This window comes from Photorhabdus luminescens subsp. luminescens (assembly GCF_001083805.1).
Classification (GTDB): domain Bacteria; phylum Pseudomonadota; class Gammaproteobacteria; order Enterobacterales; family Enterobacteriaceae; genus Photorhabdus; species Photorhabdus luminescens.
This window is the reverse complement of sequence record NZ_JXSK01000008.1, coordinates 152,095-165,748: the sequence shown is the minus strand read 5'-3', so window position 1 is coordinate 165,748 and position 13,654 is coordinate 152,095. Positions and strand designations below refer to the sequence as shown.

Below are 13,654 nucleotides of genomic sequence, written 5' to 3'. Positions count from 1 at the left end.
TACCTGGTTATTTATAAAGTGGTAAGTTGCCAGTGAGTTTATTGATATCTTTCTTTGGCCCAACTATGCCAATGCCGGATAATTTCAATTCATCCGAATGTTCAGCAGATAATTTTCCTTCGTATTCTTCATATGTTCTGCATGATTGCGCTAAACAGGAAAAAGGACTCAATTTAAAATTATCGTTAGATTTTAATTCATTATGAATAGCATCCAGTACATCATGGCTTGCTTTTAAAATAGGCAAAGGCGTTTTAATGACACCGGGATAACAAATGCTATCTTTACTAAAGACATCGTGCCCTACAATGCCGTTAATATTTCTGCCAATTGAAACACTAATGACGCTCAATGCATTCATAGCTAATCCAAGCGGCAGACTATCAGCGATAACGACGACACTTTTATGTAGGTTTTCGTCAAATTCCATACGACTTTCCTATTAACTGAGTGAAATTTATCAACTTATTTACATCGATAATAATATCAGAGACTGCCCATGTACTTATTTCTTTCCATAGCACTACACCTTTTATATGATCGGGATGATGCATATATATGTTCAGGTCTTCGTAACTTTCAAAGTAACCAATTAAACTAAAGTCAACTGATTGTTTTCTGTCTACCGTACTGCGACCACAAAACCATCCTTTTATTTCACTTATCTCATTTATATGATTTAAAGTCACCTTCTCTGCTAATATCGCTTTTTCACTATCCCAGCTTATTCCATCCTTGAAGGTAAATAAGACTTGATGTGCAATTAAGCTATTTTTGCCCAGCATAATTTACCTCATAATTAATGATTTTGAGTTATAATAACCTATAGAAATGATTTAACTTACACTTAATATTAGCGCATACCTAGTTTAGTTTTTTTGATTTGCGTCTAATTTAAATAGCATATTGCATTTATAGCAGTCAACTATTTCCCAATGGTAATAATTCAAATCAAAGTGAAAAAATTGTGATTCTGACAATGGTAAGAAGGCTATTATGGCTTGCTTCTTGTGTGTCTTAATTTTCCACTGCCCTTGGACGATAAGGTTGCTTTATGACCAGTGGTTATTTTCTAATAGGTAGCAACAGTCATAAAACATTTTGTTGGTATTTCTGATTTGTCAGTAAATGAGCTGTTTTTTGATGTTAAAAATAACCTGATCGTCAGTGGCATCATAACAAGGAATTAAAGTAATTCTGAGGATTCGTGGGGGTAGCTTTGCATCAGTGGGCTTTCAAGTCATGATATGTCGTTGAGCATGTCACTAATGATAAGTGTTTTGGTAATATTTTAAAATAATCTATTATTTATGCTTGATTGTTTGCGTTGGGTTGTAATATACTGCGCACGCTTTCGGGGGCTAGCCCCTGAAATACGCCGGCTTAGCTCAGTTGGTAGAGCAACTGACTTGTAATCAGTAGGTCACCAGTTCGACTCCGGTAGCCGGCACCAAATCAAATAAGAAGCCGTTACCTTTTCAGAAGGTAACGGCTTTTTTCTTGCTTCCATTTCGGATTTTTCTGTTTATATATCCAGTAATTTTTGCTATTTGCTATTTTCATCCCCTGTTTAAATCGATATCTGAATTTATCGTATAGTTAAACTTACTGTCAGGCAGTTCGGAATGGAACAGAGTAACCAAGAATAAAAGATGTCAAACGTTTAAATAATGCAGATTTATTTTCGCTTGTAAAAGCTAACAGAGAAAAATATTGGCATTTGGGGTATCAGTTTTCCAGCATGAAAAAATATTTGCTATCGGCATGTATCTATCTATTCGTCTGGCGAGAGCGGAAAATAAGATGGGGCAGGATAGAAAATAGCAGAGGATATTGATGTTGCAAAAGAGTATCAGATAAAAGTAATTTCAGCTCAAGAGAATATTTTTTTGCTAATTATCTACTGAATAGCATGAGTTTAAAAGTCTCATTGATTAGAAGGGGATATAATCTGACAGTGTTAAAACTTTTCACGTAGATATTTACCTGATAATCGGTAATTTATCGCTAGCAACATTAATCCTGTTGGTATCTTAAATGTTTGATTTGAACTGGTGGAGATATTTGGAATAGAGTTGTTGAGATCTCACATTTTCCCCGGTTGGTTGTCTATCACTCTGTAAACAGGCCGATTTCTGTGGTCTTCGGCATAGGTGTAGGAACCATTCTTAATCGGCATTTTACGAAGGGTTTCAAAGTGGAACTAAAATATTTTTTACACTCAAATATCCATGAGGCAAAAAATATGTGCTATTTTTTATTTAATGCATTTTTCATCTCATAATAAAAAGGGGGTGTTATGTTGTTTGAAAAATTTTGATAAATAATAAAGAACATGCGTGTTGCTTTAGGCGCTAAGCGTTTTAAAGGAAGGTACATTAGAGGATTAAATGAAGATTATAAATTTGTATAATAAATACGTAGATGAGGAAGATAAACACCTTATGACCATCCGTATTAATAACGATATTTATGTGTTTTCCTCTGAAACTAAGCTTGGTCAAGAATAGGGGTTATTTACTATTTGTGTTTAATAGACTAAGTAAGCATGTGTATTTAAACGATGTAGTTACGTAGCAGAGAAACACAAAAATAGGGAATGAGAAATTTGTTATAATGCCGAATGCATGGATGCATGAGACCATCATGAAAATAATTTTTACTACTATTTGTTACTAAAAGTTAAGGTCAAAATATATGCGCAATATTCAACAAGTTTTAGAGTGTTGGGGCGGTTGGGTTGATGATGCTACAGGTGTTAATTGGCCGCCGATCGCTGCTGGATTTAAAGGTCTGATTGCGTCAACCCGTTCATTACGCCCTTCCTGCTGTGATAACGATGGCTTGATCATTGATGCTTGTATCGCAAAGTTGCAGACGGTAGATAAGTCTGAAGAAATTGAAGTCTTATTTATGTACTACGCTTTAGGGATTTCTAAACGATCCATCGCGCGTTTAATTAAAGTGCCTGATATTGAAGTACGTTCCCGATTGCAAAAGGGTGAAAGTTTTGTTCAGGGATGTTTGGCTATGCTTGATATTAAGTTAGAAATGGATGATGAAATACAAAAACACAAAAAGCTTGCGCGTACGCAAAAAGCTATGGTAGTGTACTAATTAGTTAAAGTTGCGAATAAGCCCCGATAGAAATATCGGGGCTTTTTTTATTCAGATTTTGCAGATAATAAAGTCGCATTATGTTTGAGGTCGCATTGTATTGCGGCCTTTTTCGCATTTGCCGTCGCGAATCGCTTACGCCTATTTTTTTACCTTTTTCGCGGTCGGTATCCCTATTAAATCAATCATAACTTAGTGCTGAGAACTAAGCCCTTATACAGGCTTGGTTTACCCAAGCACAGGGCGAGTTATTGCTGTTTGATGGAGGTATTTTTGATGAGCAACGGTAGTGATAAAGCGGGTTGGTTAACACCTGTCACGCCTGGGCCTGAGTACGATGATGAGCTGGAGCGCATACTGAGTCGTTGGGTGAGCGGTGTTTCTGGTTTGTCTGACGATAAAGTGCGTTCTCGATGGACATCAGCACAACTGCCTCCGTTACCGGCAGATGATGACGGGTGTGATTTTGTTATCACGGATTTTATTGCGGATGCCTCGCCTGCTTTTGAGAATCAGACTGATGAAGGAACCAAGTTATGGCGTCATGAAGAAATTGTGTGCTTGATTTCCTTTTATGGCCCGAACAGCCAGCGGTACGGCGCCCGTTTTCGTGATGGGCTGGCGGTCAGTCAGAACAACGACGAGTTGGAGCGTTTCGGCCTTTCAGTAGACAAACTCAGCCGGCTGACGTCTTTACCGGAACTTATCAATAACCAGAAGGTGCGTCGTTATGACATGACGATCACCTTGCAGCGAAAAGTAGTGCGTGAATACGGTGTTAAATCACTGGTGGAAGCGCCTGTCAAATTCTTAGGAGATTAAATTATGCAGGGTTTACCTGTTTCAAACATTATCAATGTTACGTTGAATATGGCTCCTCATGCGGCTCAGTCCCGGAACTTCGGTGCGTTATTGATCATTGGCGCAAGCAACGTGATCAATCCTCACGAACGTTTACGCCGGTATTCGGATATTGATGGCGTCGGTGCTGATTTTGGACTGACTTCACCAGAATATCAGGCCGCAGCGCTTTATTATTCCCAGTCGCCACGTCCTGTTGATTTATATATTGGTCGGTGGGCTAAGGACAATGTGGTCTCCTCTTTACAAGGAGCTGTATTGGATAAACAGCAGCAAATTATTAGCAAATTTGCTGCTATCACCGATGGTTCTTTTAAGTTGACGATTAACGGTAAAGAAACGGTATACAACGGCATCGATTTGAGTAAAGAGACCAATCTAAATGGAGTCGCTCAACGGGTGGCGGATAAATTGAAAGATTGTTCAGTCACATATGATAGCTCTTCTTCACGTTTCGCTATTATGCCGAATTCAGCGAATATTGTTGGTTATATTTCACCGGCAACGACGGGAACTTATATTGGCGATTTATTAAAGCTGGACGAAATATCGGGGGCTACCGCTATCGAATCTACCAAAGCCGAAACCATTGCTGAGGCGGTAGCGACGCTGGGCGCAGCATCCAGCGGCTGGTATGGGCTGGTTATCGCTGATGATTCTCTAACGGATGAAGATATTCTGTCCGTTGCTGATTACATCGAGTCTGCATCTGTTTCCCGTATCTATGGACATACAGCGCAAAAAGCAGACGTATTGGATGCTGAGGTTAAAACCGATATTGGTTCAAAACTGAAAGAGAAAAACTATCAGCGCACACTCTGGCAATATTCAACCGGTAAACCTTATACCGTTGCTTCTCTATTTGGACGTATGTTTACCGTCAATTTCAACGGTAATAACACCACTATTACCCTGAAATTTAAACAGGAACCCGCTGTAATCGCAGAAAACCTCACCGCAACGCAAGCCAATATATTGAAGAATCAAAACGGCAACGTTTTTGTTAAATACAGCAATGATACTGCCATTATTCAGGAAGGTGTCATGGCGAATGGGGATTTTATTGATGAGCGTCATGGCTTGGATTGGTTACAAAACTACGTTCAGAACAATCTTTATAACCTGCTTTACACCAGCACCAGCAAGATCCCACAGACTGATGAAGGGGTTACACGTTTAATCACCAATATTGAACAGTCACTTTCTCAGGCGGTGACAAACGGGTTAGTCGCTCATGGCGTATGGGGAGGTGATCCAATCGGCGCATTGGATACTGGCGCGACATTAACCAAAGGTTATTACGTTTACGCACCGCCGATTGCGACACAGGCACAGGCTGATCGGGAAGCTCGAAAAGCGCCAGTTATTCAGTGTGCAATCAAATTAGCAGGCGCTGTTCACTACGCTGATGTCATTATTAATGTAAACAGATAAGGGTTGAAAATGGCTACATATTCTTTTCTTGATGTTTCCGCTTCTATTACGGGAGTCGGCGGCTCTTTTGATCTTGGTAACGGCGCCGCGCTCTCGGATGAGGGGATTACAGTCACCATGTCGGAGAGTAAAAACACCATGACCACTGGCGCAGACGGAGAAGTCATGCATTCATTGCATGCAACCAAGTCTGGAACCATTACGGTTAATTTACTTAAGACCAGTTCAGTCAACGCCAAACTGAATGCGATGCTCAGTGCGCAATCACTTTCATCAGCAGCATGGGGCAATAACGTGATTGTTATTCGAAATAAACAAAGTAACGACATTGCTGTTGCACGTTCCGTCGCCTTTCAGAAACAGCCTGATTTGCAGAATAGCAAAGCCGGTAATACCGTTGCTTGGGTATTTGATTGTGGAAAAATCGACATCATGTTAGGCACATTCTAACCAACTTACTTCACAAACATTTAAATCACCGTCAAATCTGCCGGAGCATTTGTCTGTATTTTTAACATCGGACTGATGCTGCGGTAGTTTGAGTGCGCTTGAGGATAAGTGATTATGGAATTTGAAATTGAGGGTAAAAAATATCGCGGTGGTAAACTAAACGCTTTTCAGCAACAGGATTTAGCAGTGGCTTTAGCCCCGGCTATTCCGGCACTTGGGCCGCTGATGAAAAAGATCGTGACAGCTAAAAGTGATGATGGGGTAGCGGGCTTTGAAGAAGTGCTTCCTTATTTGGTTGAATCCATCAACGCGTTAGGAAAATCTAACAGGCATGAAATTAATGATATTTGCTTATCAGTAGTTTCTCGTGAGCAGAATGGGGTATGGAGCCGGATTTATGATCCTGATGGACAGGTATTGATGTTTGATGACATCAACGGTTTTGAACTGTTGAAAATTGTCGGTTTTATTATCCGAGACTCATTGGGAAATTTTTTTCCCGCCCCATTAGAGAGCGCAATGTAATCCCAGGACAAGCCAGTTTAAATTTTGAAACCCTCCCGAAAGGGCGTGATTATCTGTTACGCCCGGTCATTGCGGGCATGTGCCGTTATGAATCATTGAAAAATGGTGTTCTTGACCTGGCTGATATTGCATTGATGAATGATGCCCTTGATGTTAAATCAGAAAATGAAGCCGTGATAGAGAGGTGGCGAAGTGAGCAGTAATGCTGAAATAACGAAAGATTTCCTGGTATCGCTTAAGTTTGATGTTGATGAAGTAGGGCAGCGTAAATTTATGGCTGTTACTGCCGAAATCACGTCTAGTATTCTCAACATGAGGGCGGAAATTGAAGAAGCCACATTAGCGGTGGTTAATTTTATTACTCAAGCCGCTAATGGGCTGGACAAACTCTGCGGACAGTTGCAAAAAACAGACGCAACAATTGAAAAAATTAAATCTATTAATGGTGGTGTCAGCCGAGTTGTGGGAAGTGTAGAGACATTTCTGCCGTGTATTGATGTTCAATCCCATGCTACAAATGGTCGCCATTTAAATACTGCTTCCTTGGTCGCATCAATGGGTGAGCAATTATTAAAAATACCAACGGATTGTACTAATCAAAATACTAGCATACTTGATAGTGATGACATATTTAATGCCATTGAGGAATTAGTCAAATGGTTAGACAAAGGAGAAATTTCTGCGAAAGGTTTATTGGCGACATTGAATGAGTTGTGGAAATTTACAGGAAGAAAAATTGTTCTGGGGGTATTATTTGATTTTAATAGTCGATTAAATGCATTACAGGAAGAAGCAAAGAAAAATCACGAAACAATGGCTGAAACATTGTCACGGCGGCAAAGAGAACATGAAGCAAATAAAAAACCACTGATAACATATGATCAACTCAATAATTGGATGTCAACTCATGGGATCTATATTGCTTCTGACTGGACTCCATTTTTCAGTAAAGATAAATATGAAAAATACCAAGAACAAATTGATGGTAAAAAAACGATAATCGACAAAGCACACAGCCAGAAAGTTGCTGATATTTCCAATAAAGTATCAGAACGAACAAGTAAAATAACAAAGAAACGACAGCATAAGCAACTAAATAAGGAGTATCTTAAGGCTGGAATTGTTGAGCATCATAATGCTCCTAAGGGATTAAATACTCCAGTTAATCCGCCAACGAATATTTTTAATAGTGAGCTTACAGCAGCAAAACTAAAAAGATTAAAGTCTTCGCGAGGGGTACGGAATAACAATCCATTAAATATGAACTTTGTACATCAGACAGGAGCGGTACCTGAAGATAACCCAAAACCCAGATTTGCTAAGTATCCAGATGCATTCAGTGGATTAAGGGCTACTGCTCACCAGTTGAGTCGTTATTTTCATGGTAAAACTACAGGAACAAAGCTACAGACTATTGCAAGTATTGTGCCGGTATGGGCGCCAAAGAAAGATCATAATAAAACCAAACAGTACATTGCTAATGTGTCTAAAATGATGGGAGTTTCTAAGGATACGGTCCTTGATCTCACTGCTCCTGATGTGATGCAACGGCTGATTGATAGCATGATGATAGTGGAAAGTGGTGGTAATCCCTATTCACCAGAATTTATTAGGTCAGCGATTATGGCAGAGCTACAGCCAGCGAATAAACCGCCAAAGCGGGCTGGACATTTAAATCATGTGGTTCATTCTTTGCGGAATATGTCCATTGATCACCGAATGATCAATGGTGCGGTGACAAATATCAATAATATGGTGAATCATCAGGAATTTACTCCCGCTTTATTACATCGTGCGCCAATATCTGCCAGCAATAATATGCAGGGAATAGGAGAAGTAAATTATCATATTGAAGTCAATGGTGTTGAGTCCCCTAGAGAAGCAGCAAGATTGGTTGGAGAAACGGTAGAACGCACTCACAGTATGCTGCTTAGAAATATGCAAACACAGGTGAGATAACAATGGATATATTATCAGTCATGTTTTCTCAACAAAAGAGAAAGATAGGTGTCATTGTACCGAGTGTCGTTATTTCAGAAACACATACCGATGTATCGAATATCACCGATCATCCGGTTCAGCAGGGAGTGACATTCAGTGATCATGCTTATGACAGTCCATCGGAAGTAAGAATGGATTTAGGTTTCGCGGGTGGTGGTTCGCTACTTGATATTATTGATACCACAAAGGTATTTGATATTTCTACCGGACTGAGCCTTGGAACCAGCCCGCGTGATATATATCAACAGCTACTTGACCTGAGGGCATCACATAAACCGTTTGATGTCGTCACGGGAAAGCGCTTATATAAAAATATGTTGATTAAAGATATCAGTGTCACCACCGATAAAACCAGTGAAAATGTTTTATCGGTGGTGTTAAACCTACGTGAAATTGTTATTGTTGAAACGTCGCCAAATAAGGCTGCACCAGCAGAAAATATGAAAAATCCTGAAGATACAGCACCTGTAGTTAATATGGGAGCCAAAGTCACGGTGAAGCCATCGATGCCAAAGATTATTCTTGATTTTATTATAGAGCGAGGTAAGAAATGGCTAGGGTTGTAGAGATTCCTTTATCACCCCAAAATCAGCAATTCGATATTCAGCTAAATGGCATTAACTATAAAATGAGATTAATGTGGCGTGATATTGCGGGTTGGATTTTGGATATTATGACGCCGGACAGTGAATTGATCGTTACAGGTTTGCCGTTGGTTTTTGGGGTTGACTTACTGGAACAATATCGTCATCTTGGTTTTAACGGCTCATTAATTTTTTATGGTGATATAAATCAGGAGAAACCTTTCAGGAATAATCTTGGTAAAGAGGACAGGTTATACTTTGTAATAAGTTAACTGGATGAGAGTAACACATCATTTCAAATTGGTTATGATAAAAAATTGTTCCCAGTAACGAGAATGGCTGTCATTTGCAATGACGATATAATATTTTGTTATGAAAATAGTAAATGGACCTGTAGTGTAATAAGACGATCACTCTTAATAAAGAGTGCTAGAGAGACTCTCTGAGAGGTACAGATGAAAGAGCAAAGCGTATCCAAGAAAGAAGTCAGGTTCGATACACGAGGTGTATTTGCAAGAATGGGTGAGGCTGTTGATATTTTGAAGAAAGCAGCTCCAGATGCGTTTGAATGCAAGGTTGCATGTTGTGAACAGCAGGGAAAGTTGCGTGATAGCAAAAAAGCAGTAGCATAAGTTTTTATAATATGTCTCTTTGGGGGGATAAATTTCTTGGGAACAGGAAATCAAGTGCAGCAAAGAGGTGATGACAAGCTTATCGTTCCTATTAATGGGCATTAGTAATAGTGCCCTCTATCGTTTATAAGCCTGAAATTTTTAGTTTCACATGATTTATTACATACGCCGCTTAATTGCGGTTTTTTACTTCTATTAATTTTATTTTTATTAATTTTACTTCTATATAATTAGGTGAATTATGTCAAAACAATGGATAAGAGAATGCCACCTTATCGTTGTAGACAAAGATGGCGAAAAAGTAAATTTATCAGACCTGAAAATCACATTTAATATTAGCAGAACGGAATCTTCCAACCCTGCTACTGGTATTTTTACCCTATATAACCTTAATAACGAAACCAGTAATAAATTACGTAAAAATGAATTTAAAAAAATTAAATTTGTGGCGGGTTATAAGGAGAACTCAGGACAAATATTCTCAGGCCAAATTCAGTACACGTATGTAAAGAGAGACAACGCAACGGATACTTGTGTTGTGATTCATGCAGCGGACGGGGATGAAGCACACAATTACGCGACCGTAAATACCACCATTGCAGCGGGATATTCACAAGCAGATTTAGATCATTTGCTAATGCGTGATATTACCAAATATGGTATTACGGCAGGCCTACGCCCTGAATTTAGCAAATCAGCATCACCCAGAGGAAAAGTGCTTTTTGGCATGCACCGCAATGAAGTTTCTAATCTGGCAAAACAATGTGATGCCAATTGGCGCTATGAAGATAACCAATTGCATATTGTGCCCAAAAATAAATACTTAACTGAAGCCATTATCCTTACTTCACAAACCGGTCTTATTGGTATGCCTGAACAAACTATTGGCTCAGGTATTAACGTTACATGCTTAATTAATCCGAATATTCGCCCCGGTACATTAATTCGACTGGATAACCGCTCAATCAAACCGGTTGATCCAGCGACTAAACAAGCCGCTCAGTCTGGCGATCATAAGGATGCAAAAGCACAACCGGCAATGTTGGACGCTGACGGTGATTACATTGTCTTCAATGTGGAGTATTCCGGCGATACCCGCGAAGTAGAGTGGTACATGACAATAATGTGTATCGCTAAGAGCGATCATACTTTGCTGAATCAATCAACTCACAATAAGGATAAGGCAGAGAGCGAATGATAAATACTGATGAACGACTAAATAGACCCGAAGCGGTCTTTTTTGCTATGCAAGAAGTCATTAGCGCCGGACTGTATGTCTCTTTGCCTTGCATTATTCAATCATTTGATGCTGATGCGGTAACCGTTACAGCCCAACCGGCTATTAGATGGAAAATCAGGAAAAAAGACGGGGAACTGGAATCCGTATCCTTGCCGCTGTTAGTGGATGTGCCGGTTATATTCCCAAGAGGCGGTGGAGTGACGCTAACCTTCCCGGTAAAAGCCGGTGATGAATGTCTGGTCGTGTTTGCTGATCGTTGCATTGATTATTGGTGGCAATCGGGTGGGGTACAAGAACCGGTTGATCCCCGGCAGCACAACCTATCCGATGGATTTGCGCTTATTGGCCCACAATCTCAGCAACAAAAAATATCGAATATCAGCACAAACACCGCGCAACTAAGAAGTGATGATGGCGCGGCGTATATCGAACTCGATCCCAATAGTCATAACATCACGGTGATTACACCGGCAAAACTTACCGCCACAGCTAATGGCGGTACTGAAATCACTTCACCTGAAATCATTCTGAACGGCAACGTCACCATTAACGGCAACTTATCACAGGGCATGGGCGCTGGTGGTGGCACTGCAACCATGCAAGGCCCTGTCACGGTGAGTAACGATGTGACAGCAACAGGGATTAGCCTTAAAAACCATGTACATAGTGGTGTGCAATCAGGTGGCGGTAAGACGGGGAAACCTCAATGAGATACAGAAGAGAAATTGACAACGATTATGTATTTGGTCGTGGAGAGGCGAGTTTTCTTATCAATACGCCGGAAGCGGTCGCACAAGCGGTAAAAACTCGCCTGATGCTGCGTAATGGCGAATGGTTTCTTGATAACCGGGAAGGGACCGATTACGACAACGTGTTGGGTAAAGGCACATCGGGTTTTTATGACCTGATTATTAGACAGCGAATACTACAAACGCCGGGTGTAGAGAACATTATCCACTACCGTAGTGAAAGAAACCCCAATACAAGAAAAATCACTATTACCGTCACGATTGACACGATATATGGACAGACAGGAGTAACTGCTGATGTATGAAAGTATTATCAACACAATGTTACCTGCCATTGACAAAAACGGGATCAATGCGCCTGATTATCAAACCATCTTAAATAGCTGGAAGACGATATTCAGGGATATTTATGGGGACGATATTTACATTGAATCTGACAGCAAAGACGGTGTTTTTTTATCACTGATAGCATACGTTATTCACGGTTGTAATAACGCAACCATTGCCTCCTATAACTCATTTAGCCCGACAACAGCGGTGGGGGAAGGGCTTTCCCGTAATGTCAAAATCAACGGTATTACCCGAAAAAGTTCCAGCAACTCAACGGTGGATGTTTTGATTACTGGTCGGGCTGGCACCGTAATCCGCAACGCTTCCGTGCGGGATGATGCGGGAAACACCTGGTCGCTGCCGGATGAAGTGATTATCGACACACACGGTCAAGCTATTGTAACGGCGGTTTGTCAAAAATCGGGGGCTATTGGCGCATTGCCCCACACGGTTAACCAAATTGCCACGCCGACATTGGGCTGGCAAACCGTGACGAACCCGGTTGCGGCTACACTTGGTCGGGGAATTGAAACCGATATAGAACTGAGAATACGGCAAGCGGTTTCAGTTGCGTTGCCTTCGAGAACCATTATGGATGGGCTGGTGGGGGCAATTGCCAATCTGCATGGAGTTTCACGTTACCGGGGATATGACAACGACTCGGATAAAACGGATGAAAATGGTATACCCGCTCATAGCATTGCACTTGTCATTGATGGTGGAGACTCGAAAGAGATTGCCCGGACTATTTTGGTGAAGAAAACGCCGGGTATACCGACATTTGGCACCACCTCTGAAACCATTACCGATGATTATGGCAATAAAAAAACGATTAACTTCTATCGTCCTACACTGGTGCCAATTTATGTTGAAATACATATTAAACCCTTTATCGGATATACATCGGATATTGGCAATAATATTCGTAATGAAATATCTAACTATATAAAATCCCTTTATATTGGTGATGGAGTATATGTTACTCGCTTATTTGTACCGGCAAACTTATGCAATAAAAATGGAGGTCAGACATATGAAGTATTATCTGTGAAAGTGGGGAAATCAGCATCGACAACCGGAACGACGAACATTGACATAGCTTTTAATGAAGCGCCGACGTGTTCACCTGAAAATATTAAAATAGTAACGGTGCTCGAATGAACAAATATATGAAGCTGATTCCTGCATATCACATGGAAGGTAAAAAATATGTCAGGATGCTTGAAGCTGTGACGGATATTTTCAACCAGAATGCGCTGACAACAGATTTACTGATTAGCAGTTTTGACCTGGATAAAGCGGTGGGTAAACAGCTTGATATTATTGGAGAATGGGTAGGAAGGAATCGAATGATTCAGACTCCAATTGAATCTTATTACTTCTCCTTTGATATTAATGATTTGGGATTTGATAGCGGCATGTGGAAAGGGCGGTTTGACAGTGATAAAAGTTATATCAAACTGGATGATGATAATTATCGAATCGTCATAAAAGCTAAAATAGGCACAAATAACTGGGATGGAACGGCTGAGTCATTTAATAACATCCTGAGTTTTATTCATTCAAATAATGGCCTGTCTGTATCTTTCGAAGATAACTTGGATATGTCATTCACTGTGACTATTAAAGGTAAATCAATCAGTACTATTACTAAAGAAATCATCCATCAGGGTTATCTCTCGCTTAAACCTATGGGGATAACGGTTAATTACCATATAGTGGAGGGTTAGA

17 protein-coding genes and 1 tRNA gene are annotated in these 13,654 nt (G+C 40.3%); 16 read left to right on the top strand and 2 right to left on the bottom strand.

The window, feature by feature from the left end; genetic code table 11:
• Nucleotides 1–7: 7 nt before the first annotated feature.
• On the bottom strand, nt 8–430 hold the full coding sequence (locus TI10_RS17745) for a DUF2000 domain-containing protein (RefSeq protein ID WP_036814954.1): 423 nt from the start codon (nt 428–430) through the stop codon (nt 8–10).
• A complete protein-coding gene (locus TI10_RS17740) occupies nt 420–785 on the bottom strand; it encodes a Dabb family protein (RefSeq protein ID WP_049584714.1) in 366 nt (121 codons plus the stop codon). Before TI10_RS17740 ends, TI10_RS17745 begins: the two co-directional genes overlap by 11 nt.
• Before the next feature lie 592 nt (nt 786–1,377).
• On the opposite strand from TI10_RS17740, the gene TI10_RS17735 reads away from it, so the two are divergent.
• The 16 genes from TI10_RS17735 (at nt 1,378) to TI10_RS17670 (ending at nt 13,653) form a co-directional block, all read left to right on the top strand.
• Nucleotides 1,378–1,453 (top strand) — tRNA-Thr (locus TI10_RS17735).
• Between the two features lie 1,244 nt (nt 1,454–2,697).
• A complete protein-coding gene (locus TI10_RS17730; RefSeq protein ID WP_036781013.1) occupies nt 2,698–3,117 on the top strand; it encodes an antiterminator Q family protein in 420 nt (139 codons plus the stop codon).
• Nucleotides 3,118–3,390: 273 nt separating this feature from the next.
• Nucleotides 3,391–3,939, top strand: coding sequence for a phage neck terminator protein (locus tag TI10_RS17725; RefSeq protein ID WP_422615678.1), 549 nt, complete (start codon nt 3,391–3,393; stop codon nt 3,937–3,939).
• Between the two features lie 3 nt (nt 3,940–3,942).
• Nucleotides 3,943–5,412: a DUF3383 domain-containing protein gene (locus tag TI10_RS17720; protein WP_080985096.1), complete on the top strand. Its 1,470-nt coding sequence runs from the start codon at nt 3,943–3,945 to the stop codon at nt 5,410–5,412.
• Between the two features lie 9 nt (nt 5,413–5,421).
• On the top strand, nt 5,422–5,862 hold the full coding sequence (locus tag TI10_RS17715; RefSeq protein ID WP_040153957.1) for a DUF3277 family protein: 441 nt from the start codon (nt 5,422–5,424) through the stop codon (nt 5,860–5,862).
• A gap of 114 nt (nt 5,863–5,976) precedes the next feature.
• On the top strand, nt 5,977–6,387 hold the full coding sequence (locus TI10_RS17710) for a phage tail assembly chaperone (protein ID WP_049584711.1): 411 nt from the start codon (nt 5,977–5,979) through the stop codon (nt 6,385–6,387).
• Between the two features lie 77 nt (nt 6,388–6,464).
• Nucleotides 6,465–6,590, top strand: a complete 126-nt coding sequence (locus tag TI10_RS26415) for a DUF6889 family protein (protein ID WP_254921029.1) — start codon at nt 6,465–6,467, stop codon at nt 6,588–6,590.
• The gene (locus TI10_RS17705; protein WP_049584710.1) at nt 6,580–8,346 is read left to right on the top strand and encodes a hypothetical protein; all 1,767 of its coding nucleotides are present in this window, start codon (nt 6,580–6,582) and stop codon (nt 8,344–8,346) included. Before TI10_RS26415 ends, TI10_RS17705 begins: the two co-directional genes overlap by 11 nt.
• A gap of 2 nt (nt 8,347–8,348) precedes the next feature.
• Nucleotides 8,349–8,954 (top strand): phage baseplate protein, encoded by a 606-nt coding sequence (locus tag TI10_RS17700; protein WP_046395661.1) that lies wholly within the window; start codon nt 8,349–8,351, stop codon nt 8,952–8,954.
• Entirely contained in the window at nt 8,939–9,244 is a 306-nt protein-coding gene (locus tag TI10_RS17695) for a phage baseplate plug family protein (protein ID WP_049584709.1), read from the top strand. Before TI10_RS17700 ends, TI10_RS17695 begins: the two co-directional genes overlap by 16 nt.
• Before the next feature lie 183 nt (nt 9,245–9,427).
• Nucleotides 9,428–9,604, top strand: a complete 177-nt coding sequence (locus TI10_RS25645; RefSeq protein ID WP_167337843.1) for a hypothetical protein — start codon at nt 9,428–9,430, stop codon at nt 9,602–9,604.
• Between the two features lie 241 nt (nt 9,605–9,845).
• The gene (locus TI10_RS17690) at nt 9,846–10,802 is read left to right on the top strand and encodes a phage protein (protein WP_049584708.1); all 957 of its coding nucleotides are present in this window, start codon (nt 9,846–9,848) and stop codon (nt 10,800–10,802) included.
• Entirely contained in the window at nt 10,799–11,554 is a 756-nt protein-coding gene (locus tag TI10_RS17685) for a phage baseplate assembly protein V (RefSeq protein ID WP_049584707.1), read from the top strand. The genes TI10_RS17690 and TI10_RS17685 overlap by 4 nt, the downstream gene beginning before the upstream one ends.
• The gene (locus TI10_RS17680; RefSeq protein WP_049584706.1) at nt 11,551–11,898 is read left to right on the top strand and encodes a hypothetical protein; all 348 of its coding nucleotides are present in this window, start codon (nt 11,551–11,553) and stop codon (nt 11,896–11,898) included. Before TI10_RS17685 ends, TI10_RS17680 begins: the two co-directional genes overlap by 4 nt.
• A complete protein-coding gene (locus tag TI10_RS17675; RefSeq protein WP_049584705.1) occupies nt 11,891–13,084 on the top strand; it encodes a baseplate J/gp47 family protein in 1,194 nt (397 codons plus the stop codon). The genes TI10_RS17680 and TI10_RS17675 overlap by 8 nt, the downstream gene beginning before the upstream one ends.
• Nucleotides 13,081–13,653: a DUF2612 domain-containing protein gene (locus tag TI10_RS17670; RefSeq protein WP_049584704.1), complete on the top strand. Its 573-nt coding sequence runs from the start codon at nt 13,081–13,083 to the stop codon at nt 13,651–13,653. The genes TI10_RS17675 and TI10_RS17670 overlap by 4 nt, the downstream gene beginning before the upstream one ends.
• Nucleotide 13,654 lies beyond the last annotated feature (1 nt).

Coding starts and splice junctions, on each gene's coding strand:
- TI10_RS17740 (WP_049584714.1), bottom strand. CDS start 785: ATGCTGGGCAAAAATAGCTTAATTGCACATCAAGTCTTATTTACCTTC.
- TI10_RS17700 (WP_046395661.1), top strand. CDS start 8,349: ATGGATATATTATCAGTCATGTTTTCTCAACAAAAGAGAAAGATAGGT.
- TI10_RS17670 (WP_049584704.1), top strand. CDS start 13,081: ATGAACAAATATATGAAGCTGATTCCTGCATATCACATGGAAGGTAAA.
- TI10_RS17675 (WP_049584705.1), top strand. CDS start 11,891: ATGTATGAAAGTATTATCAACACAATGTTACCTGCCATTGACAAAAAC.
- TI10_RS26415 (WP_254921029.1), top strand. CDS start 6,465: ATGTGCCGTTATGAATCATTGAAAAATGGTGTTCTTGACCTGGCTGAT.
- TI10_RS17720 (WP_080985096.1), top strand. CDS start 3,943: ATGCAGGGTTTACCTGTTTCAAACATTATCAATGTTACGTTGAATATG.
- TI10_RS17690 (WP_049584708.1), top strand. CDS start 9,846: ATGTCAAAACAATGGATAAGAGAATGCCACCTTATCGTTGTAGACAAA.
- TI10_RS17695 (WP_049584709.1), top strand. CDS start 8,939: ATGGCTAGGGTTGTAGAGATTCCTTTATCACCCCAAAATCAGCAATTC.
- TI10_RS17680 (WP_049584706.1), top strand. CDS start 11,551: ATGAGATACAGAAGAGAAATTGACAACGATTATGTATTTGGTCGTGGA.
- TI10_RS17745 (WP_036814954.1), bottom strand. CDS start 430: ATGGAATTTGACGAAAACCTACATAAAAGTGTCGTCGTTATCGCTGAT.
- TI10_RS17710 (WP_049584711.1), top strand. CDS start 5,977: ATGGAATTTGAAATTGAGGGTAAAAAATATCGCGGTGGTAAACTAAAC.
- TI10_RS25645 (WP_167337843.1), top strand. CDS start 9,428: ATGAAAGAGCAAAGCGTATCCAAGAAAGAAGTCAGGTTCGATACACGA.
- TI10_RS17685 (WP_049584707.1), top strand. CDS start 10,799: ATGATAAATACTGATGAACGACTAAATAGACCCGAAGCGGTCTTTTTT.
- TI10_RS17715 (WP_040153957.1), top strand. CDS start 5,422: ATGGCTACATATTCTTTTCTTGATGTTTCCGCTTCTATTACGGGAGTC.
- TI10_RS17730 (WP_036781013.1), top strand. CDS start 2,698: ATGCGCAATATTCAACAAGTTTTAGAGTGTTGGGGCGGTTGGGTTGAT.